At 29.3% G+C, this 23,286-nt stretch carries 23 protein-coding genes; 3 read left to right on the forward strand and 20 right to left on the reverse strand.

What is annotated here, in order from left to right; genetic code table 11:
• Nucleotides 1-48 precede the first annotated feature (48 nt).
• The 5 genes from plsX to pta all read right to left on the reverse strand — a co-directional run bounded on the left by plsX (nucleotide 49) and on the right by pta (nucleotide 4,660).
• Nucleotides 49-1,050 carry a phosphate acyltransferase PlsX gene (plsX, locus tag psyc5s11_RS20645; protein ID WP_224034358.1) on the reverse strand — a complete coding sequence of 334 codons (1,002 nt, stop codon included), beginning with the start codon at nucleotides 1,048-1,050 and terminating at the stop codon, nucleotides 49-51.
• Between the two features lie 126 nt (nucleotides 1,051-1,176).
• Entirely contained in the window at nucleotides 1,177-1,359 is a 183-nt protein-coding gene (gene rpmF / locus psyc5s11_RS20650) for a 50S ribosomal protein L32 (RefSeq protein ID WP_224034359.1), read from the reverse strand.
• A gap of 3 nt (nucleotides 1,360-1,362) precedes the next feature.
• A complete protein-coding gene (locus psyc5s11_RS20655) occupies nucleotides 1,363-1,869 on the reverse strand; it encodes a YceD family protein (RefSeq protein WP_224034360.1) in 507 nt (168 codons plus the stop codon).
• Between the two features lie 277 nt (nucleotides 1,870-2,146).
• Nucleotides 2,147-3,346: an acetate kinase gene (locus psyc5s11_RS20660; RefSeq protein ID WP_224034361.1), complete on the reverse strand. Its 1,200-nt coding sequence runs from the start codon at nucleotides 3,344-3,346 to the stop codon at nucleotides 2,147-2,149.
• A gap of 312 nt (nucleotides 3,347-3,658) precedes the next feature.
• Nucleotides 3,659-4,660, reverse strand: coding sequence for a phosphate acetyltransferase (gene pta / locus psyc5s11_RS20665; RefSeq protein ID WP_224034362.1), 1,002 nt, complete (start codon nucleotides 4,658-4,660; stop codon nucleotides 3,659-3,661).
• A 557-nt stretch (nucleotides 4,661-5,217) separates the two neighbouring features.
• Here pta and psyc5s11_RS20670 point away from each other — a divergent pair.
• On the forward strand, nucleotides 5,218-6,423 hold the full coding sequence (locus tag psyc5s11_RS20670; RefSeq protein ID WP_224034363.1) for a nucleotidyltransferase: 1,206 nt from the start codon (nucleotides 5,218-5,220) through the stop codon (nucleotides 6,421-6,423).
• A 63-nt stretch (nucleotides 6,424-6,486) separates the two neighbouring features.
• Nucleotides 6,487-7,668 (forward strand): sporulation integral membrane protein YlbJ, encoded by a 1,182-nt coding sequence (gene ylbJ, locus psyc5s11_RS20675; RefSeq protein ID WP_224034364.1) that lies wholly within the window; start codon nucleotides 6,487-6,489, stop codon nucleotides 7,666-7,668.
• On the opposite strand, the gene psyc5s11_RS20680 is transcribed toward ylbJ, so the two are convergent.
• The 6 genes from psyc5s11_RS20680 to psyc5s11_RS20705 form a co-directional block, all read right to left on the reverse strand.
• The gene (locus psyc5s11_RS20680; RefSeq protein ID WP_224034365.1) at nucleotides 7,648-8,190 is read right to left on the reverse strand and encodes an FIG domain-containing protein; all 543 of its coding nucleotides are present in this window, start codon (nucleotides 8,188-8,190) and stop codon (nucleotides 7,648-7,650) included. The genes ylbJ and psyc5s11_RS20680 overlap by 21 nt on opposite strands.
• A gap of 11 nt (nucleotides 8,191-8,201) precedes the next feature.
• The gene (coaD, locus tag psyc5s11_RS20685) at nucleotides 8,202-8,681 is read right to left on the reverse strand and encodes a pantetheine-phosphate adenylyltransferase (RefSeq protein WP_224034366.1); all 480 of its coding nucleotides are present in this window, start codon (nucleotides 8,679-8,681) and stop codon (nucleotides 8,202-8,204) included.
• A 3-nt stretch (nucleotides 8,682-8,684) separates the two neighbouring features.
• A complete protein-coding gene (rsmD, locus tag psyc5s11_RS20690) occupies nucleotides 8,685-9,242 on the reverse strand; it encodes a 16S rRNA (guanine(966)-N(2))-methyltransferase RsmD (protein WP_224034367.1) in 558 nt (185 codons plus the stop codon).
• Nucleotides 9,243-9,442: 200 nt separating this feature from the next.
• Nucleotides 9,443-11,476: an ATP-dependent DNA helicase RecG gene (gene recG / locus psyc5s11_RS20695; protein ID WP_224034368.1), complete on the reverse strand. Its 2,034-nt coding sequence runs from the start codon at nucleotides 11,474-11,476 to the stop codon at nucleotides 9,443-9,445.
• Nucleotides 11,477-11,538: 62 nt separating this feature from the next.
• Nucleotides 11,539-13,206, reverse strand: a complete 1,668-nt coding sequence (locus psyc5s11_RS20700) for a DAK2 domain-containing protein (protein WP_224034369.1) — start codon at nucleotides 13,204-13,206, stop codon at nucleotides 11,539-11,541.
• A 13-nt stretch (nucleotides 13,207-13,219) separates the two neighbouring features.
• On the reverse strand, nucleotides 13,220-13,570 hold the full coding sequence (locus tag psyc5s11_RS20705) for an Asp23/Gls24 family envelope stress response protein (RefSeq protein WP_224034370.1): 351 nt from the start codon (nucleotides 13,568-13,570) through the stop codon (nucleotides 13,220-13,222).
• Between the two features lie 257 nt (nucleotides 13,571-13,827).
• On the opposite strand from psyc5s11_RS20705, the gene rpmB reads away from it, so the two are divergent.
• Entirely contained in the window at nucleotides 13,828-14,019 is a 192-nt protein-coding gene (rpmB, locus tag psyc5s11_RS20710) for a 50S ribosomal protein L28 (protein WP_158518185.1), read from the forward strand.
• A 433-nt stretch (nucleotides 14,020-14,452) separates the two neighbouring features.
• Here the strand turns inward: rpmB and psyc5s11_RS20715 are convergent, their stop codons facing one another.
• The 9 genes from psyc5s11_RS20715 to def form a co-directional block, all read right to left on the reverse strand.
• On the reverse strand, nucleotides 14,453-15,088 hold the full coding sequence (locus psyc5s11_RS20715) for a thiamine diphosphokinase (RefSeq protein WP_224034371.1): 636 nt from the start codon (nucleotides 15,086-15,088) through the stop codon (nucleotides 14,453-14,455).
• 4 nt (nucleotides 15,089-15,092) lie between these two features.
• On the reverse strand, nucleotides 15,093-15,737 hold the full coding sequence (gene rpe, locus psyc5s11_RS20720; protein ID WP_224034372.1) for a ribulose-phosphate 3-epimerase: 645 nt from the start codon (nucleotides 15,735-15,737) through the stop codon (nucleotides 15,093-15,095).
• The gene (rsgA, locus tag psyc5s11_RS20725) at nucleotides 15,731-16,603 is read right to left on the reverse strand and encodes a ribosome small subunit-dependent GTPase A (protein ID WP_224034373.1); all 873 of its coding nucleotides are present in this window, start codon (nucleotides 16,601-16,603) and stop codon (nucleotides 15,731-15,733) included. The genes rpe and rsgA overlap by 7 nt, the downstream gene beginning before the upstream one ends.
• 212 nt (nucleotides 16,604-16,815) lie before the next feature.
• A complete protein-coding gene (gene pknB, locus psyc5s11_RS20730; protein WP_224034374.1) occupies nucleotides 16,816-18,729 on the reverse strand; it encodes a Stk1 family PASTA domain-containing Ser/Thr kinase in 1,914 nt (637 codons plus the stop codon).
• A 1-nt stretch (nucleotide 18,730) separates the two neighbouring features.
• Nucleotides 18,731-19,450, reverse strand: a complete 720-nt coding sequence (locus psyc5s11_RS20735) for a Stp1/IreP family PP2C-type Ser/Thr phosphatase (protein ID WP_224034375.1) — start codon at nucleotides 19,448-19,450, stop codon at nucleotides 18,731-18,733.
• Nucleotides 19,451-19,463: 13 nt separating this feature from the next.
• The gene (rlmN, locus tag psyc5s11_RS20740) at nucleotides 19,464-20,495 is read right to left on the reverse strand and encodes a 23S rRNA (adenine(2503)-C(2))-methyltransferase RlmN (RefSeq protein ID WP_224034376.1); all 1,032 of its coding nucleotides are present in this window, start codon (nucleotides 20,493-20,495) and stop codon (nucleotides 19,464-19,466) included.
• A 14-nt stretch (nucleotides 20,496-20,509) separates the two neighbouring features.
• Nucleotides 20,510-21,826, reverse strand: a complete 1,317-nt coding sequence (gene rsmB / locus psyc5s11_RS20745; protein ID WP_224034377.1) for a 16S rRNA (cytosine(967)-C(5))-methyltransferase RsmB — start codon at nucleotides 21,824-21,826, stop codon at nucleotides 20,510-20,512.
• Between the two features lie 70 nt (nucleotides 21,827-21,896).
• Complete coding sequence (fmt, locus tag psyc5s11_RS20750) at nucleotides 21,897-22,820, reverse strand: methionyl-tRNA formyltransferase (RefSeq protein ID WP_224034378.1); 924 nt, start codon at nucleotides 22,818-22,820, stop codon at nucleotides 21,897-21,899.
• A gap of 23 nt (nucleotides 22,821-22,843) precedes the next feature.
• Complete coding sequence (gene def / locus psyc5s11_RS20755; RefSeq protein ID WP_224034379.1) at nucleotides 22,844-23,284, reverse strand: peptide deformylase; 441 nt, start codon at nucleotides 23,282-23,284, stop codon at nucleotides 22,844-22,846.
• Between the last annotated feature and the right edge of the window lie 2 nt (nucleotides 23,285-23,286).

Here is a 23,286-nt window from a genome sequence, read left to right on the forward strand (position 1 = left end):
ATAGTATATATTGTTTAAATCGTCAATATTAGTTTATCAATATTTTAATTAATTTTCTATAGAAAACTCATTTTTTATATGTTTTAGCACATCATTTTCATAGAAAATTTTAGTTTGCTTAATAGCGTTTTTGAATGCCTTTGCATCTGAGCTACCATGAGCTTTTATGCATATTCCATCAACACCTAAAAAAGGCGCTCCACCAACTTCTTTATAATCAAATTTTCGCATTATATTTTTAAGTACAGGTTTTAATAAAACTACACCTAATTTAGAAATAATTGATGACCTAAGCACTTCATCCTTCATTATGCCTAAAATACTTGAGGCGGAACCTTCATACATTTTTAAAGCTGTATTTCCTACAAAACCATCACTAACTAAAATATTAGTATCCCCTGTAGGTATATCTCTTGGTTCTATATTCCCTTTAAAGTTAAGAGAATTTTCTTCTTTTAAAAGCTGATATGTTGCTTTTGTAAGTTCATTGCCTTTTTCTTCTTCTTCTCCAATATTTATAAGTCCTATACTAGGATTTTTCACATTAAAAATCTTTTGATAATAGATTTTCCCCATTTTCGCAAATTGAACTAAAAACGCTGGCTTACAATCAACATTAGCACCAACATCTACTATCATAAAATTTCCATGTCTACCTGGCATTATAGGTGCAAGTGCAGGTCTTTCTATCCCATTAATTCTACCTATTATTAGAGTACATCCTGCTAAAAATGCGCCTGTACTTCCTGCTGATATTATCCCATCACAAGTTCCGTCTTTAACTAAATTTAATGATTTAACAATACTAGAATCTTTTTTTCTTCGAAGTGCCATTACAGGATGTTCACTCGGTAAAATCACTTCTTTAGCATCAATAACAGTAACCTTATCTTTAGGATATGTATATTTATCTAATTCTGAATTTATAATTTCTTTTGGTCCTGTAATATATAATTCAATATTATTATATTCTTTTAAAGCTTGAATTGCACCATCTATTACAGCTACAGGCGCATTATCTCCACCCATACCATCTATAGCTATCCTCATATAATAATCCCCCTTCATCTTATCTACGTAGATAATATGTTTAAAAGTTGATTTTTGTTGAATCTTGACTATGATTTTCCATATCATTTTGTATAAAAGAAAAGAAAGTCATAAAGACTTTCTTCATTAGTTTGCAGTAGCTACAACTTCCTTACCCTTGTAAAAACCACAGTTTTTACATACTCTATGAGCAAGTTTCATTTCATGGCATTGTGGACATTCTACTATACCAGGTAAACTAGCTTTAAAAGTTTGAGCTCTTCTTTTCTTTGTTCTAGCGCTACATTGCTTTCTTGCTGGACATCCCATATCTTACACCTCCTTATTATCAAACAAACCTCTCAAGGCTTCAAAACGTATATCTACGTCTTCTTTATTACAAGAACATGTATCTAAATTTAAATTACATCCACATTCTTGGCAAAGTCCTTTACAGTCATCTTTGCAAATTCTTCTAATAGGTAATGTTGAAATTATACTAGTTTCAACAATTTCGGTGATGTCTAAAACATCATCAAATACAACAATAGCTTCATCATCTTCAGATTTACTATTAGCTGTAAACCTTTCTTCTATATCAATATCTATTGGATAGATAAAGGTATCTAAGCATTTTGAACATATCATTTCTAAATCAGCTTTAATATTAGCACTTACTATTAATATATCTCCATTTGGTACAATATCCCCAATAACTTTACAAGAGCCTATATATTTAATTATATCCCCTTCAAAGTCAAATTGTGGTATTTCAAATGCGTAATCAATTTTTTTGCTTCTATCTTTACCTAAAATAATATCTGAAATTTGTACTTTCATAAAATTACAGAGTACATTATATAATAAACTTACAGCACACTATATAACAATCTCCCTTTTTCACTCCTTAGCACATATATTTATAAACCAAACACAACTTATTATATAAATTGACTAGTAAAAAGTCAAGGTATTTATTATAAATGATTAATAGTTAATGATGAATAATGAATGATTGAGGTTGAAATTACTAAGTAATTTCTTTTTATTAATCTATTTTTTGAAAAGCTACAGCTTTTCTTCCTTAATTATTCATCATTCATTCTTAATTTTTCATTTATTTAACTAGTTCTAAAGTTTCTTTAGCAATCATTAGCTCTTCATTTGTTGGTATTACAAACACTTTAACTTTTGAAGTCTCTTTAGAAATTTCCATGCCATCTCCAATGTTTTGATTATTATTCTTTTCTGCATCTATTTCTATGCCTAAAAACTCCATATTGTTTAAAGCTCTTCCTCTTATTTCCGGAGCATGTTCACCTACACCAGCAGTAAATACAATTCCATCTACACCTGCCATTGCCGCTGCATAAGCACCAATTTGTTTCTTAATTTGGTATCCGAAAATATCCATAGTAAGTATTGCTCTAGGGTCTTTTCTTTCAACACCACTTCTTATGTCTCTAAAATCTGTTCCTATACCAGATATGCCTAAAATTCCTGATTCTTTATTTAATAATTCATCTATTTGTTCTGCTGAATATCCCTTTTGCTTAATTAAATATGTAACTATTGATGGATCTATACTTCCACATCTTGATCCCATTATAATACCATCTAGAGGTGTAAATCCCATTGTTGTATCAACTGATTTACCACCATCAACTGCTGTAATACTTACTCCATTACCTATATGGCAAGTAATAATCTTTAAATCTTTAATATCCTTATCCATAGTTTCAGCAACTTTACCCGCTACATACTTATGTGATGTTCCATGGAAACCATATCTTCTGATATTATCCTCTTTATAGAATTTATATGGTAGTGGATACATAAATGCTTTTTCTTCCATAGTTTGATGAAATGCTGTATCAAATACTGCAACCATTGGTGTATTTTGCATAAGTTCTTGACAAGCTTTTATTCCAGTTATATTAGCTGGATTATGAAGAGGTGCAAGCTTTACGAAATCTTGAAGATTTTCAAGAACTTCATCATCAATTATTACTGAAGTTGCATATTTTTCTCCACCATGAACAACTCTGTGTCCAACTGCTGCTATCTCATCCATTGATTTTATTACACCATAAGTTTCATCAACTAAACTTTTTAACACAAGTTCAATTGCATCTTGATGATCTTTAAGTGGTGTTTCAACCACATATTTATCTTTACCTTCAACTTTTTGTGTTAATATTGATCCTTCAATTCCTATTCTTTCCACAAGTCCTTGCGCTAAAGGTTGCTCACTCGCCATATCAATAAGTTGATACTTTAGTGAAGAACTACCACAATTTATAACTAATATTTTCATAATTTTCTCTCCTTTACTAATCCTCAATATTTTTCAATTAGACATATGAAAGAAAATAATGAGCCAACTATGCAATGTATATTTTGTCTTAAGACTATGTTCCCCTAAGGGTACCTAGTAAAAATTTCCAGGCAGAATATAAAATTCCACATGAAATTTTTCACTTTAGGTCAGACGAGGAATTATGTTACCTGATATTTACTATTAGGTAAACATATTAGCAAAGTATTACACGAAATAAACTAGCATACTGACTTATTATTTTTTTTTAGAATATGCCTTAAAAATTCCTAAAATCTATAATTCATAATACTAAATATTAGTTTGTGCTTGAACTGCTGTTAATGCAACAACATTTACGATATCGTCTGAGCTACATCCTCTTGATAAATCATTTATTGGTTTTGCAAAACCTTGACAAATTGGTCCAATAGCAGCCGCATTTGCAAATCTTTGAACTAGTTTATATCCTATATTCCCAGATTGTAAATCTGGGAATACCAAAACATTAGCGCGTCCTGCAACTTTACTTTCTGGTGCCTTTTGATCTGCCACCTTTTTAACTATAGCTGCATCTAATTGCAATTCTCCGTCTATATCTAAATCCGGTCTGAGTTCTTGTGCTTTTTGTGTTGCATTTCTCACCTTATCTACCAATTCATTATCAGCGCTTCCCATTGTAGAGAACGATAACATTGCTACTTTAGGCTCCATTTTACACAATTTCTTAGCTGTTTCTGCTGTTGCAATTGCAATTGCAGCTAATTGATCTTCAGTAGGGTTTGGATTAACTGCGCAGTCTGCAAATAGTAGTAATCCTTCTTCTCCATAACTTGATCCTGGAACTTGCATTATAAAAAAGCTTGAAACAACAGATACCCCTGGGGCTGTCTTTATTATTTGTAGTCCAGGCCTTAGTAGGTCTCCAGTAGTATGAATTGCTCCTGATACCATCCCGTCTGCATCATCTAATTTAACCATCATAGTCGCAAAATATAGAGGGTCCCTAACTATTTTTTCTGCCTTCTCCATAGTCATACCCTTTTTCTTTCTAAGTTCATAAAAAGCTGTTATATATTTAGTTAAATTCTCTGACTCATTTGGATCTATTATTTCAACTCCTGATAAATCTACATCCAATTCTTTTGACTTATTTATTATTTCTTCTTTATTACCAACTAAAAGTGGATATGCTAATCCTAATTTGTGTATTTTTTCTGCTGCTGCTATATTTCTTTCTTCATTACCTTCTGGAAGAACAATTTTCTTTTTGTTTGCTTGTGCATGAGTCCATATTTTTTTCATAAGGTCCATATCTCGTTTCTCCTCTCTATACTCTATCTCTAATACTACTATACTCCTATATTAGGGGTTTTTTCAACATAAATTCGCTATAAAAATAGAAGTCTTTAGATTGGCAATAATCTAAATTATCTGATAACACGATTGTAAAATAACAATATACTAAAAGTATTTTTTTTAACAATTATTTTTTATATAAAATTACTTTATAATTCATTCGTAAATATAGCTATATATTCTACCTTAAGCAATTTATATATTAAGTATTTCAATATACTATAGGATATTCTTAGTTATAATCAATAAAAAAGCACATAATAATCCTGTAAATACGACATATACTTATTTTTCAACCTAAATATCTCTTAATATAAATTTTATTTTTTTTTCAATTCTCTGAATATTGAAAAAGTATCTCATTAATATAGTAATACCATTAAAGTATATTTTTTAACAATTACTTTTAACCATATTTCGTTACTCTTATTTGGCAAATATTATATATATGCTATACTAGTTTTAAACATAGGCAAGAAAATATCAAGTCTAAGATTTTTATTAAAAAGGGGATGATTATAATAATTACAGGAATAATTACAGAATATAATCCATTTCACAAAGGGCATGAATATCATCTTCAAAAAGCAAAAGAGCACACAAATGCAGATGGAATAGTTTGCGTTATGAGTGGTAATTTTATGCAAAGGGGGATCCCTTCAATTATAGATAAATGGAAAAGAGCAGAAATGGCAATTAGAAATGGAGTAGATTTAGTTTTAGAATTACCTCTAGTTTATTCAATATCTTCTGCTGAACATTTTGCTTTTGGAGGTGTATCTCTTCTTAATTCTTTGGGAATAGTAGATTATCTCTACTTCGGAAGTGAAGAAGGTACTATAAATACCTTAGACGATATAGCTAACACTTTAGTTTCTGAGCCTTCCGAATATAAAAGTCTTTTGAAAAATAATTTAAAATTAGGCTTACCTTTTCATTTAAGCCGAGCAAATGCTCTTAATGATTATTTAAATTCTAATGATGTTTTAAATTTATTATCTAATTCTAATAATATTTTAGGCATTGAATATATAAAAGCTTTAAAAACACTAAATAGCTTAATAATACCTAGAACATTGAAACGAGAAGGTGCATCTTATAATGATAATAATTTGAATTGTTCTTTTTCGTCAGCCACCTCCATAAGGAATTATCTTAAAGAAAATTCATTAACCGCATTAATTGATATACTTCCAAAATCTAGTTATGATATTTTATATGATTTGTCTTCCTCAAATTATCCATTTATTTTTGAAGAGGATATGTTTAAATATATTAAATATAAATTATTTACAAATGAAAAATCTCTTTTTAATTTACCTGATGTCTCGGAGGGTTTAGAAAACAAAATATTAAAAGAAATTATTAAGGCCAATTCTTTAAATGAATTAATACTAAATTCTAAGAGTAAAAGATATACTTATACTAGAATTAATAGAATTCTTACTCAAAGTTTTTTAAATCTTGAAGATTTTGATTTATTTAGCTTATCTAAAACGCCTACACCTTATGCGAGAGTTCTTGGATTTAATTCTATTGGACGTACTATGCTAAAGAATATAAAAGCAAAAGGTAATATTAATATAATAACAAAAGTTCCTAGAAATAATTTATCTGACCATATGAAAATTGATATTTTAGGCACGAAAACCTATTCTCTTTTAAATCCAAAGGTAAATCCTATGGATGATTATTTAAAAGGTCCTATTATAATATAGTAATATTTTACATAACCATAAGAATATACATAATTCATATGAAATAAAAATTGGAGTGATTTCATGATATATGCTATTATCTTATGGTTTTTAATTATAAGCTTAATTATTGTTTTAATTAAGCAACTTAATATAAAAAAAAATATTATTATTTGCATTTTCATTTCTATATTAATAATTCTTTTTATATTGAATATAAATCAATGTATTTCTGCTACTATTTCAGGATGCAAATTATGGTATAATTCCATATTACCTACAACTTTTCCCTTTATAGTTATTTGCAATTTACTAATATATTATGATGGAATAAACCTCTATTCTAAGTTTCTTGGCCCTTTAGTTTGTAAACCACTGGGACTTTCTAAGAATTGTTCTTTTCCACTCGTAGCTAGCATTCTGTGTGGCTATCCCTTAGGTGCAAAGTATTGTGTTGATTTGTATTCTATGAACTATATTGAAAAAGATGAATATGAAAGACTTTTGAACATAGCTTCTAATGTTGGACCACTGTTTTTGATTGGTTCTGTTGCTGGAACCTTACTTGGGAATCTCTCTTTAGGTTATATTTTGCTTATTGGGAATTATACATCAGCTATCTTTATAGGATTTATAACAAAAAAAAAGAGAAACTTAAATCGGTTAAGTTCTCTGTCTTGTCCTAAATATGAATTTATAGATTTTGGTTCCGCAATAAAAAATGCAGTTCAAAATGGAATAAATACCACCTTATCTATTGGTGGATTTATTATAATTTTTTCTGTTGTAATCTCTCTAATTAAAAACAATACTTATTTTTATATTATGTTTCAACAATTGGAGAATTTTTTTAGCTTACCCAGCGGAACTTTATATTGTTTATTTTTAGGAAGTATAGAAATGACAAATGGATGTAGTATAATATCTACCCTATCCCTTTCTCTTTCTCTTAAATTAAGTATGATAAGTTTCTTATGCTCATTTTCTGGTCTAGCTGTGATCGCACAAGTAAGCTCTTTTGTAAGTGATACTAAAATTCATTATAGTAAATATATTTTTTTTAAAATAGTCCAAGGAATCTTTAGTTTTATTATAACTTATATATCATTAGAAATCTTGCCTACAAGCATATATACATTTAAGCTTGGCCTAAATTATTATATGAGTGTATATGCACATTTTTATCCAATATTAGTATTAATTTTGCTAACACTTTTATTGATTATAGTTAATAAGGTTTCTAAATTATTTCTTCATACCACGTAATTCTTTAACATTGTCTTGTATAACATCACATGCACCACTTAAACTTGTATCTATATTCTTTGCAACTGATTCAAAACTACTTTGGAGACTTTTTATTAATTTTATCTTTTGATCTTCTATTTCTTTATCTAATTGAGTTAATATTTCATCAGAATAATCTCTAGAACCTAGTCTTATAGCCTTAGCATCTCGTTGTGCTGAGGTTATAATTTCCTCTGCCCTTATCTTTGCTTCCTTTACAATATCATGTTTTTCAACATTTTGCTTCATCATAGTCATAGTGTCTTTTCTAACAGAATCATATTCTTTTTTAGCTTCATCTAATATTCGTTCTCTTTCATTCATAACCCATTCAGCTTTTTTAAATTGATCTGGCATATAATTAATTATTTGATCAATTACTTCAATAATTTCTTTTTTATCAATCATAACTTTACCACTCATTGGTACCTTTGATGAATTTTCCACCAAATCCTGTAAATATTCTAATAATTCTATAACATTAACCTCCATTTTTTCCATAAAAACACTCCTTAGATATTTATTCTAGCTACTATATCTGAGACAATTTCGCTTGGGACAAGTCCCTTAATATTCCCTCCAAATTTTGCCACCTGCTTAACACCAGATGAACTTATATGTAAATTTTTAGAAGATGCCATCATACATACAGTTTCAATATCTGAATCCAATTCACTATTCATAAATGACATTTGCATTTCATATTCAAAATCACAAGTCGTTCTTAAGCCCTTTAAAATTATATTAGAATTACATTCTTTTAGAAAATTTACTAAAAGCCCATTAAAACTTCTAACTTCAACATTTTCTATATCTTTTGTCACTTTCTTTATTAATTGAACTCTTTCATCAATTTCAAAAAGATACTTTTTATCCACATTAACTAGTACTGCTACTATAATTTTATCAAAAGCCTTTGATCCCCTTTTTATAATATCAAGATGTCCATTAGTTATAGGATCAAAGCTTCCTGGATATACTGCAATTTTCATTGTTTATTTCTCCTCATACTTATAATAACATACAGTTGTATTTCCATACTTCTTGCTCTTTATTAACTTTATATTTTCATATTCTTCATAAATTTCTTCAATAGTATCTATTTTCGTAACTATTATTCCATCATCCTTTAATAAATCATGTTCCTTAACAATTTTCATAGCTTCTGGAATCATTTCTTTACAATAAGGTGGATCAATAAATATTATATCAAATTTTTTTCCTTTGCTTGCTAATTGTTTAAGTCCTACATATGCATCCGTGTTTATAGGAAAACAAAATTCTTGAAATTTAAGACTTTCAACATTTTGCTTTAACAGTGGGAATGTAACTGCACTCTTATCAAATAAGTAAACCTCACTTGCCCCTCTGCTGGCAGCTTCTAATCCCAAGCTTCCTGTCCCTGAAAAAACGTCTACAACTACGCCCTCTGGTATATATGATTGAATTGTGCTAAACATAGCTTCCTTAACTCTATCTAATGTTGGTCTAGTTTCCATTGTCGCTGGAGGTATCAATTTATGTCCTCTTGCTTTTCCTGCTATTATTCTCAAGTTTTATTCCTCCTTAACTAAGCATACAAGAAAATCTGCTTCGCAGACTTTTCAATTTATAATTCACAATTTATGATCTTGGTTGCACTTAGTGCCTTTTTTATCTGTGAAATGATCTTGGTTGTTCTTCGCACTTCTTTTATCTGTGTGTATTTTTTCATATGTGTATATATTAACACATCTATATATAGTATTTCAAATTAATTAAAACAAATATATTTACTGCTTTTTTCTAGATTCTTGCTTAGTTCATTTATTATTTCCTTATTTACACTACTTTCATTTTGTAGAATATTGTTTGCTTCTAGTTTAGCACATCTTAATATTTTTATATCCTCATAAAGATTTGCAAGGATAAATCCTTCATCTCCACTTTGTTTTCTACCAAACATTTCGCCTGCACCTCTAAGTTCTAAATCTTTTTCTGATATTAAAAAACCATCACTACATTCTGTCATTATTTGCATCCTCTTTTTAGTTGTATTGCTTTTAGCTTTTGCTATAAGAACGCAATAAGAAGAATACTCTCCACGTCCAACTCTCCCTCTTAATTGATGAAGCTGAGAAAGACCAAATCTTTCTGCATTTTCAACAATCATTACAGAAGCATTAGGCACATTAACCCCAACTTCAATTACAGTGGTTGAAATTAAAACGTTAAATTCATTATTTTTAAATCTTTTTATTATATCTTCTTTCTCGCTTCCCTTCATTTTTCCATGAAGAATTTCAACCTTTAAATCTTTAAATATTCCTGTTGTAAGTTTATTATATACTGTCTCCACTGAATTCAATTCTTCCTTTTCGTCTTCTTCTATAAGAGGACAAACTATATATACTTGTCTTCCCATTTTAATTTCATCATAAGCCAAATCATAACCTATATCTCTTTGAGCTTCTCCATAAAATCTAGTATCTATTTTCTTTCTACCTGGTGGCAATTCATCAATTATAGATACATCTAAATCAGAATAAAGATATAAAGCTAAGGTTCTAGGAATTGGGGTAGCTGTCATAACTAAACAATCTGCTCTTTTTCCTTTATTTATGAGCTTACTTCTTTGCTCCACTCCAAATCTGTGCTGTTCATCAGTTACTATTAATCCTAATTTTCTAAATTCTACATCGTCTTGGAAAAGTGCATGGGTTCCTATTACCAAAATAGGCTCTGAAGTTTTAATTCTCTCTTTAATTCTTTGCTTTTCCTTTGAAGTAGTTGATCCTGTTAGTAATTCTATTTCTATATTAAAATCCTTAAAAACTTTTTTTGCTTCTTCAAAATGCTGACTTGCAAGAATTTCTGTTGGTGCCATAAAAGCACATTGATAACCATTCAAAATAACATTAAAAATAGCTATTAGAGCAACTATGGTTTTTCCACTTCCAACATCACCTTGAATCAATCTATTCATAGAATATTTTGATTTTTGATCCCTCAAAATTTCACGTACAACTCTAGTTTGTGCACCAGTAAGAGGGAATGGTAGTTTTTCTTTAAATTCACTAAACTCGTCTACCCATTCAAAAAATATTCCATTGGTATTTTTTTTAATATTATTTTTTAGAAGCAATAATTTTAATGAATATGTAAATAATTCTTGAAACTTAAGTCTTATTTCAGCTTTTTCTAGCATCTCTTTATTTTCTGGGAAATGTATGCTTCTTATGGCATCATTTAATGAAATCAAAGAATATTTATCTACTACATCCTTAGGTAAATTTTCTTTAACTTCCATATGTGATAATATCTCGTTAATCAATTTTTCAAATAATTTATTACTTATATCTGATTTTAATGGATACTTAGGTAAAATCTCACTAGAAAGTGCTTCTTCACAAGTAACTGTAGGATTAACTACTTCTAATGTATTTCCTATTTTTTTAAACTTACCCATTAAATTATATACTTGTCCTTGTCTAAAAGTATTTCTTATATATCTTTGATTAAACCATTTTCCAGACACTTTATATCCATCATAATTAAAATCTATTGTTGTGAGGATCTTACCAGTTTTTGTTCTAATATCACTTCTAAATTTAACAACTTCACATTTTAATATTTGTTTATCTTCTCCACTAATACTTTCAAAATCTGCATTACCATCTACAAATTCGTAATTTCTTGGGAAATATAATAAGATATCTAATATATTAAAAATTCCACATCTATTTAATTTTTCACTAGCTTTAGGACCTACTCCCTTTAACTCAGAAATATTACTATATATATCCAAAATTTCCCTCCTTCCAAAAATGACAAAAAGCGCCCATTATTTAGGCGCTTTTATTGTTATCCTTATTCTACTGACATTAAAAAATAGTAAAGAGGTTGATTTCCTTTATAGAATTGAATATCTAACTCCTCATATTTACCTTGTAACTCAAGTTGAAACCCACTCGCTTCCTCATCAGTTACTTCTTCACCATAATATACAGTAATAAGTTCACATTCGTCATCTATCATGTCATCTAGAACTTTATTTGCTACAGTTTTTTTGTCTTCGCCTACTTCTTTTATTTTGCCTTCTACGAGTCCTAGCATATTTCCTTCTTTAATATCAATCCCATCAATTTCAGTATCGCGAACTGCATAAGTTACTGACCCAGTTTTAACCTCTTCAATTGTGTTTTTCAAATTATTGAAATTATCCTCTGGTTCAGAATCGAAATTGAACATAGTTGCACATGCTATTCCTTGTGGAATAGTTGTTGTAGGTACTACACGAATATCTTTATCAGATATTTCTGCTGCTTGATTAGCTGCCATAATTATATTTTTATTATTTGGCATAATAAAAATATGTTCAGCATTTATTTTATTAACAGCATCTAAAATATCTTGAGTAGATGGATTCATGGTTTGACCACCTTCAATAACATAATCTATACCCAAATCTTTAAATATGCTTGAAATTCCATCGCCCATTGCTACTGTTATAAATCCATATTTCTTCTTTTCATCGTCTAAAATCTCATCTTCATTTTGAAGATTGTTTTCTTCTATATTATCATTATTTAATTCTTTGTCCTTAGCATTCATTAAAATTTCTCTATGCTCTTCTCTCATATTATCAATTTTAATTTTTGATAATTCTCCTATAGCTACTGCCTTAGATAATACAAGTCCTGGATCATTCGTATGTATGTGAACTTTAATAACATCATCATATCCAACAACAATCATAGAATCTCCAAGAGACTCTATTTCATTTTGGAATTTCTTTGCACGTTTAGCATCACCTAAGATTATAAATTCAGTACAATAACCAAATTTAATCTCTATGTCTTCAGTAGCTTGTGCTAATGTATTACCAGGTATTCCTATTTTTATATCCTTTATTTCAGCTTTAATTTCTTCCTTTAAAGCTTCATGCATACCTTTAAGTATTATATAAAGTCCCATTCCACCAGAATCGACTACTTTAGCTTTTTTAAGTGCTGGTAGCATTTCTGGAGTTCTATCTAGCATATCTTTAGATTTAATTGTTACTTCTTCCATAAAACTTACTATATCTTTAGCTTCAGATGCTATTGCTGCGTCTGCTGCTGCTCTGATTACAGAAAGTATAGTTCCTTCCGTTGGTCTCATAACTGCCTTATATGCTGATTTTGACCCTTCAAGGAAACCAATTGCAAATTCAATAACATCTACTTCTTTTTTCCCTTCGAGTCCCTTAGAAATTCCTCTAAGTATTTGAGATAATATAACTCCCGAGTTACCTCTAGCACCCATTAATGCACCTTTGGCTAATTTTTTAGATACTTCTCCTATAGAATCAGTATTTATATTTTCTATTTCTTTAACTGCTGCTTTAAATGTCATAGACATATTAGTTCCAGTGTCTCCATCTGGAACCGGAAATACATTTAGTGCATTTACAAAGTCACTTTGTTCTAGTAGTCTATTACTAGCATTAACAACCATGTTATAAAAATCATGGCCATTGATTTTTGTATATTCCATTCAGTTTATCCTCCTAAACTCTAACCGCTTGAACATTTACTGTTATAGATGAAACCTTAAGACCCGTATAGTTTTCAACACTATAACGAACCTTTTGAATTATATTATTAGATATAACCGATATTTTTGTTCCATATTCAACCATAACAAACAATTCGATTTGTAATTTGTTTTCATTTGTTAATTGTAATTTAACACCTTTTGCTAAATTTTCTATGCCCATAAGTTCCCAAAGTCCTTCGCCAGCATTTCTAGAAACCATACCAACTACTCCATAGCATTCCATTGTTGATAATCCAACAATTTTAGCTAAAACTTCTTCTGAATAATTTATATTACCATTTTCATTTGAAAATCCAATCATTCATATTCCTCCTAAAATCTTATATCCTATTTTATATTTTATATTAGAACAATATATTATTCAAGTATTCAGATAATATATATTGTAAACTACTAATATTATATTATTCTAAACTACTATTTATTTACTATTTATTATAAACTACTATTAATTTATAATAAATACTAATTTATCTTGCCTATTATATTTCCCTATGGTATAATTTAGTCTGTCCTATTGAAGATGATTATCTATGCAATATAAGGAGGTGTTTTCTAATGGCAAGAAGATGCGAAATATGTGATAAAGGTGTTGTAGCAGGTGTACAATACAGCCATTCACATCGTCAATCAAAGAGAACTTGGGCTCCTAACATAAAGAAAGTAAAAGCTTTAGTTAACGGAACACCAAGAACTGTTCATGTATGTACAAGATGCCTTAGATCTGGAAAGGTCCAAAGAGCAATATAGTTCATAATAAAAAATGCAATTGTTATCCCAATTGCATTTTTTGTTGTTTAGAGTTATTTAAGCTCTTAACAGTTAACAATTAACAATTTACAGTTGAGGATGATATTCCTTTATTGTCCATTGTAAATTGACACTTGTCAATTGGAAAGTTACTTTTATGTATACTCTAGTTTTTTCTTCTAAAAAATCTTATTATATTGGATAAAAATCTTGGCAATTTAAATGCTATTATTTTCATAACTATCCCTCCTAAATATTAATAATATAAAGTACCCATCTTAAAATTAATTTCGTCTTATTATATTAATATTCAGTTACTCCTAAAAATGTTCCAACTTTTATTGATTAAAAAAAAATAACTTCAAACCATTGAACGTATATTAGACATAAAAAATAACAAGTCATATTTAACTTGTTATTTGCTTTCATATACCTAATCAATTGAGTGCAGAATTAATAATTCTCCATCTTCATAACTAATCTCTATTGGAGTATCAATAAACTCATTACATATAGCTCTTGGATCTAATAAGCTTAAATCACAAGTCTCTAAATTGTACTTAGCACCTCTAATATTAAAATTCTTAACTTTATCGCATAGTGCATGAAAAGATATGTTTTCACCATAGTCTCCAAATAACTCCATTTTCTTTTCAGCTAAATAAAGTCTATTATTATCATTTATTATTTCAAGATTTGCTCCTCTTTTTTTAGTTGTTAAAAGAAGACCTATATTCCCAAGTGTATGATCCATTCTAGATCCAATTGCTCCAAATAAATATATTTTCTCTGAGCCTCTTTTAATAGCTTCTATTATTGCAATTTCAGTATCTGTATAGTCCTTTTCAGGTGGAAACTCTAAAACTTCTTTTATTTGTAATTTTACAGCATCTAAAATTTCCTTTTTAACAGAATCAAAATCTCCAAGGAGCAAATCTGGAACAATCCCATAATTATAGAGACATTCACTCCCTCTATCAGCAGCTATTATAAAATCTACCTTACCTAGATAACCTCTTAACAATTTTTCTGAAGGTGCTGTTCCTCCACTTACAATCGCCACATTCAAAGTATTACCCCCTTAAAGCTTTTATATTATCGCTGATTTCTCCTCCACAAAACACAGCAGAACCTGCAACAATTACATTAGCACCAGCTTCTATAATTTCTTTTACATTCGTTTTATCTACGCCACCATCCACTTCTATTAATAGTGATGGGTTAACTTTATTACTAAATTCTTTTATTTCTCTAATTTTATCTAAACAATATGGTATAAATTTTTGTCCTCCGTAACCTGGATTTACAGACATTATTAAAACCATATCTAAATTTACTATTAAATCCTTTAATACACTTGTTGGAGTTCCTGGATTCAATGAAATTGCAGCTTTAATACCTTTTGACTTAATATAATTAATTGTTCTATCTATATGTTGATCTGCTTCATAATGAACAGTAATTATATCTGCTCCTGCAATTATAAAATCATCTATGTACTTTGATGGATTGTTTATCATTAAATGTATATCAAATGGTTTATCTGTTCTATTTCTTATTGATTTTATCACTGGTAATCCTAGGGATATATTAGGTACAAAAGATCCATCCATTACATCTATATGGATAAAATCGGCTCCCCCTTTATCTATTCTCTCTATATCTTCTCCTAATTTCGAAAAATCTGCTGACAATATTGATGGTGCAATCTTTACCATTTGTTTTTTTCCTCCTTCATTATTTCTTCTAATGTTTTTATATAAAAATTATATCTATATTTATTAACTTCTTCATTATCCATTGCCTCTTTTACAGCACAACTTGGTTCTTTATAATGTAGACATCCTCTATATTTGCACTTATCATTATACTCAGTAAATTCAGGGAAACAATATTTAAGAGACTCTTTATCCATTAAATCTTTTATTTCTAATGTAGAAAATCCTGGTGTATCAACAATATATCCACCCGAAACTTCTATAAGTTCACTATGTCTTGTGGTATGCTTACCTCTTCCAATCTTTTCACTAACGACTCCAGTCTCCATATGTGCTTTACTAGAGAGTTTATTAATTAGTGTAGATTTCCCTGCTCCAGATGGACCACAGAAAACTGTAATATTCCCTTGAATTTTTTCTTCTAATCTCTCTATTCCAAGTCCTTCTTTTGCATTTATATAAAGAACTTCATATCCTATATCATTTATCCTCTTTTTTATTTCATCTCTTTCTTCCTCTGAAACCAAATCTATTTTATTTAAACAAACTATAACTTCAATATTATTATACTCACATAAAATTAAAAATTTGTTTAATAAATCAAAATTTATATCTGGACTCTTAACTGCAAAAACAATAAATGCTAGTGAAACATTTGCAACAGTTGGTCTACTTAATTTCGATTTTCGCTCATGTATTTCTTCAATAACACCTTTTCCATTTTCTATTTTAATAGTAACATTATCTCCTACCATGGGTGTTATATCTTTATGTCTAAATATACCTCTAGCTTTGCATTCTATTAAACCTTCTTCTGTCTTAATATAATAGAATCCTCCTATACCTTTTATTATCTTTCCATTCATATTTTTCCTCCATAATTTTACAGACTTTGTATAATAATTTTTAAGAACTTTAATATATCTTCTTACATTATTAGTATATTGAATCTTTTATAATTTTATACAGTTATAAAAATAAGGAGAGGGTTTTTACCAACCCCTCCTCATATTTTTTTATTAAGTTATCCTTAAAAATAACAATTTTGATTTTATATTTTAAAGTGCTTCTTTAAATATTAATTACTAGTTTTAGTATCCCAAGGACCTTTAGGAGCTGTTCCTGTACTTGGAGCTGTTCCTGTACTTGGAGTTTTTTCTGTACTTGGTGTTGTTCCTGTACTAGGAGTTGTTGTGCCTGGTGTTGGCGTTGGTGTATTTTTATCTGGTTTAACAGTTCCTGGATTAGTTATTTGAGGTTGTTGTTTTGCAACATATTTTCCAACTACTATTGTAATTGAAGTTCCTTGTTCTACTTTACTTCCTTCAATAGATTGGCTTAATACTTTAGCATTCTCGCCCTCAATTTCAGTTAGCTTCTCCTCAACATTAACCTTTAATTTAGCATCAATTAATCTACTCTTAGCTACTTCTGTATCTAAGCTTATTACATTAGGTACTGTTGTAAATTTAATTTCTGCTCCTTTACTTACAACAACAGTTACTTTAGTATCTGAAGTAATTTCAGTATCCTTTTTAGGCGTTTGCCTTATTACCTGCCCTTTTGGTGCATTATCATCAAATTCTTGACTAATATTATCACTACTAATTTTAATTCCATAAGAATTTAAAACATTATTTGCATAATCCATATCATTATCAATTAAATCAGGCATTTTAGCTTTTGTTTTCCCTTCACTTACAATAACCCTGACGGAGCTCTTTTCTTTAACCATAGTTCCTACTTCTGGGTTCATTTTAATAATTGTTCCTTCTGGTTCATCACTAGAGTCTGTTCCGCCTTCTACTAAAACTAAGTTTAAGCCTTCAAGTTGTTTTTTTGCATCATTAACACTTTCTCCAATTATATTAGGAACTTGAACTTCTTTAGTATTCGCCGCAATTGAATTACTAGCTATTTTATATGCTCCAGCACCTAGACCTATCAGTAATAATAATACTACTACACCTATTGCGATTTTTATTATCTTACTTTTTTTCGCACTCATTTTCTCCTCATCTTCTTCATAATAATCATCGTCTTCATCATAATCTTCATAGTCTTCATTATTATTCTTATTATTTGTCTTTTCTTTACTTGCCATTTGATCAGTTACAGCTGACATTATAATAGTATGATCATTACCTTCTTCTTTTTTATCAATCTTCGCATTAGGGTCATCCTTAATTTTTTGAAGATCTGCTATCATTTCTTTAGCACTTTGATATCTTTTAACAGGTTCCTTTTCCATGGCCTTTAAAATTAATTGGTTTAAGCTATCAGGAACTTTTGAATTAAGATTTTTCGGAGGTACAACCTCTTCTTGAACATGTTTTAATGCTATAGTCACAGCAGTATCCGCTTGAAAAGGAAGACTTCCTGTAACCATTTCGTATAAAACAACTCCTAATGAATATAAATCTGTTCTACAATCAATAAAACTTCCCTTTGCTTGCTCTGGAGATAGATAATGAGCAGATCCCATTATTGTATCCGTATTTGTAATAGTTTCAGAAGTTACCGATTTTGCTATTCCAAAATCAGTTACTTTCATTATTCCATCTTCCGTTACTAAAATGTTTTGCGGCTTAACATCTCTATGAATTATATTGTTTCTATGAGCACAATCCAAAGCTTTAGAAATTTGAATAGCAACAGATATAGCTGTCTCGTAATTCATCTTTCCTACTTGCTTTATTATATCCTTTAAAGTTTTACCTTTAACATATTCCATTACAATGTAACTTATATCATCTTGAGTTCCTACATCAAGTATATTTACTATATTGTTGTCAGATAAAGTCGCAATGGCAGTTGCTTCTTCCTTAAATTTCTCAACAATGTCAGCATTATCACAAAATTCTTTTTTAAGAATTTTAACTGCAACAAACCTATTTAGTTTATTACATCTTGCTTTAAATACTTGTGACATTCCACCTTCACCTATTTTTTCTAACAACTCGTATCGGTTTCCAAGTACAATTCCATCCATACTACATTTCTCCTCCAAACAACAATACTGTTATATTATCTCTGCCACCTTTTTCTTTTGCCAAATGCACTAATTTATTAGCACTATTTACATAGTCTCTTTCTTCAGTGACAACTTGTAGAATCTCTTCCTTAGTCAACTCATTTATAAGTCCATCTGAACACAATAAATACTCATCATATTCATTATTATCTAATTCAAATACGTCTACATTCACAGTGCTACTAGTACCTAAAGCTCTGGTGATAATATTCTTCTTTGGATGATTTTCTGCTTCTTTTTCACTTATGTCTCCACTATCAACAAGCTCTTGTACTAACGAGTGATCTTTTGTAATCTTTCTTATTTCATTATTTTTTATTCCAAGACAACAACTATCCCCTACATTAGCAACATGTATAAAATTTCCAGTAATAAGACAAGCTGTAACTGTAGTTCCCATTCCACTTAAAATTTCATTAGTGTTCGAAAAATTAAATATATCCCTATTCACTTTTTTAATAGCTTCATTAATTAAGTTTTCTAATATGCAAGAAGAAAAATTTTCATTTACATAGCTAACAATTCGTTCTGCGGCCATTTGGCTTGCAACTTCTCCTGCATTGTGTCCACCCATTCCATCTGCTACTACATATATCTTAAATTCTTCTTTTTCTAAATAAGAAGCAAAATCTTCATTTAACGTGCGTTTTAATCCCACATCACTAACTAAACCTACCATTTCATTCTCTCCTCTATTCTTGGGTTTCGATGTAACTTCTTCTAAGTTGTCCACATGCTGCATTAATGTCACTTCCCATTTCACGTCTTGTAGTAACTTCTATGCCAAACGAAGTCAATATTTCAGAAAAATCATCGATTGCCTTTTTTGAAGATCGTTTATAAGTGTTTTCTTTTATTTCATTTACTGGTATTAAATTTACATGGCAAAGCATTCCGCGGAGTAACTTTCCAAGAGCTTTTGCATCTTCTTTGCTATCATTTATTTCTTTTACTAATGCATATTCAAAAGTAATTCTTCTGTTGGTTTTATTAATATAATATCTACAAGCTTCTAATATTTCGTAAATAGTATGTTTATTAGCTATAGGCATAATCTCTTTTCTTTTTTCATCACTAAATGCATGTAGTGATATTGCAAGAGTTATGCTAAATTCTTTATCCGCCAATTCATATATCTTTGGCACAATTCCACAAGTAGATAATGTTATATGTCTTTGCCCAACATTTAATCCATATTCCGCTGAAACTACTTCTAAGAATTTTACAACATTATCATAATTATCTAGTGGTTCTCCACTTCCCATTAAGACAATATTAGATATTCTTTCCTTAATGTAGTTTTGAACTACAAGAATCTGTGATAAAATTTCTCCTGTGGTTAAATTTCTAACACGCCCATCTATAGTAGATGCGCAAAATTTACATCCCATTCTACAACCAATTTGAGTTGATATACATATGGAATTACCATGTTTATATCTCATAAGTACAGATTCTATTAAATTTCCATCTTCAAATCCTAGTAAAAATTTTTCAGTTCCATCAATATCAGATTTATATACTTTTATTATCTTCGGCATGTTAACAGTAAAATTTTCTTTTAATTTAGATATTAATGGCTTAGATATATTCTTCATATTATCAAAGTCATTAATATCCTTATAAATCCATGATAATATTTGTTTACCCCTAAATGCACTTTCACCATTTTCTTTCATCCATACTTTAAGTTCTTCTAAAGTATAATCTAGTAAATTGTTCATTTATTCACCTACTATTATCTTTTTTCAAGTTTTGCCACAAAAAATCCATCCATGTATTCATTAGGCATAATAGTTAAAGACCCATTTCTATTGTATACTAAGTTATCTTGCTTACCAACAAAGATTTTTTTAATGTTACAATCTTTATGACGATTCAAAAACCAAGCAATATTTTCTTCATTTTCTTCTTTATTTAATGTACAAGTAGAATATATCATTAGTCCACCAGTTTTTAAATATTTCCATGCATTTTCCATTATATCTCTTTGAACAGGTATAACATCTCTTAAATCATTTCTAGTCTTATTCCATTTTATCTCTGGTTTTTTTCTTATTATACCAATTCCAGAACATGGAACATCTAGTAAAATTCTATCGCTAGATTCAATTAACTCACTGTTTAATTTAGTTGCGTCATTTGTATTAACTTCAACATTAGTTAATCCTAACCTCTCACAGCTTTCTCTTATTAATCCAAGCTTAGACTCATGAAGATCAAATGCTAATACTTTTCCAGTATTTTGAAGTATTTCTGCTATATGAGTAGTTTTTCCACCTGGTGCACTACATAAATCTATAACAGTCATGCCTTCTTCCAATTCTAATAAAGGCGCGATAATCATTGCACTTTCATCTTGAACTGTAATCTTTCCATCGTTAAAAAGTGGATTATTTTCTATGGATTTACCACCTTTAATTAAAATTGCTTCTGGACAAATAGAACCTTCTTCAATTTCATATTCTAGTGCTTCTAGTTCTTCAAAAGCTCCATCATAATCTACTTTAATTTCATTTACTCTAACGCTAACCTGTGGAATTGCATTTAAGCCTGACATTATTTTCTTAGATATTGGTTCTCCATATTGCTTAATTAATAATCTTATCATCCAAGGTTCAAAAGAAAATTTGTATGAATATTCATCAATTTTATTTCCTGGAACCTCAATATCATCTGGATTCTTAGTGAAATTTCTAAGTATTCCATTTACTAATTTTGAATCACCTTCAGATATTTGTTTCGCTTCTTCTACTGCTTCATTACAAGCAGCATAGCTTGGTATTTTATCCAAGAAATTCATTTGATATATTGCTACTCTTAAAATATTTAGTGTATCCTTATTCATTAATTTTATGTCTTTTACAAAGTTAGAAATTATAATATCTAATGTTTTTCTTCTTCTTAACACACCATATACAATTTCAGTTAGTAATGATTTATCTTTATCGTTTAATTCTGATTCATTTAGTTCTTTTGATAGTATTATATTAGAATATGCTCCTTCATTTAAAACTCTATCTAATATTTTCACTGCTAATTCTCTACAATTCATATTCTACCTCTTCTTCTTAGTCGTCTCTATTGCTAATTGCAATGAGTCGTATTAATTGTGGTATTTTAAACTAAAGAATAATATTCTTCTCTATTTCATGTCCATTGAGATATTGTTCTATAGTTAATGGCTTACCGTTTGGAAACTGTACTTTTTTTATAATCAGTACACCAATTCTACATGCAACCTTTATACCATTTTTGCTTACATCTATAATTGTTCCAGGTTCCTTTGAATTTTCTTCTTCCAAAAATTCTGTTTCATAGATTTTCATTCTTTCGCCCTTATATTCAGTATAAGCAATAGGCCAAGGATTTAATCCTCTTACTAAATTATGAATTTCCATTGAACTTTTGTTCCAATTTATATTTGCAAGATTTTTATCTAACATTTTTGCATAAAAAGTTTCATCTGCTTGCTTTTGCATTACTATATTTTCATTTGAAATACCTTCTATACTTTTAATTAAAAGCTCTGCTCCTCGTACCATTAATATATCATGTAATTCTCCAGTTGTCATATTATTAGTAATTTCAACTTCATCTTTAAGAATCATATCACCTGTATCTAACCCTACATCCATAAGCATTGTAGTATTTCCAGATACTTTTTCACCATTTATTATTGCCCAATTTAATGGTGCTGCTCCTCTATACATAGGTAGGAGAGATGCATGAAGATTTATGCATCCAAATTTAGGTATATCCAGTATTTCTTTAGTTAAAATTTGTCCAAAAGCTACTACTATTATAAAATCAGGTTTTAAGGATTTTAATTTTTCAATTAAATCTATATCCTCTTTAATTTTTATAGGCTGATATATTGGAATCCCATGTTTTAATGCTTCTTCTTTAACTACAGAATATGCCATCTTTTTGCCTCTACCCTTTGGTTTATCTGGTTGAGTTAAGACAGCTGTAACATTATATTCTTCAATTAATCTTTTTAAAGAAGGAACAGCAAAATCAGGAGTACCCATAAATACTATGTTCATTCTGTTTTTTCTCCTGTCATTATTTATTTTTTTACTCTGTCAATAAATAAAGTTCCATTTAAATGATCATACTCATGTAAAATAGCTCTTGCAAGTAATTCTTCTGCTTCTATTTCAAATTGTTCGCCTTTTTCGTTTAAAGCTCTTGCTCTAACATAATTAGGTCTCATAACTTCTTTTAATTCTCCTGGTAAACTTAAGCATCCTTCTTCATCTATTTGTGAACCACTTGTTTCTATTATTTCTGCATTTATAAATACTAATGGACCTTCTCCAATATCTATAACAAATAATCTCTTTAATATTCCAACTTGTGGTGCTGCAAGACCAACACCATCATATTCATACATTGTTTCCTTCATATCTTCAATTAAAGTTAATAATCTATCATCTATTTCATCAACTTCTCTACACTTCTTTCTTAATACATCGTCTCCAAATTGTCTTATAGTTCTTATTGCCATGG

The organism is Clostridium gelidum (genome assembly GCF_019977655.1).
Lineage (GTDB): Bacteria > Bacillota > Clostridia > Clostridiales > Clostridiaceae > Clostridium > Clostridium gelidum.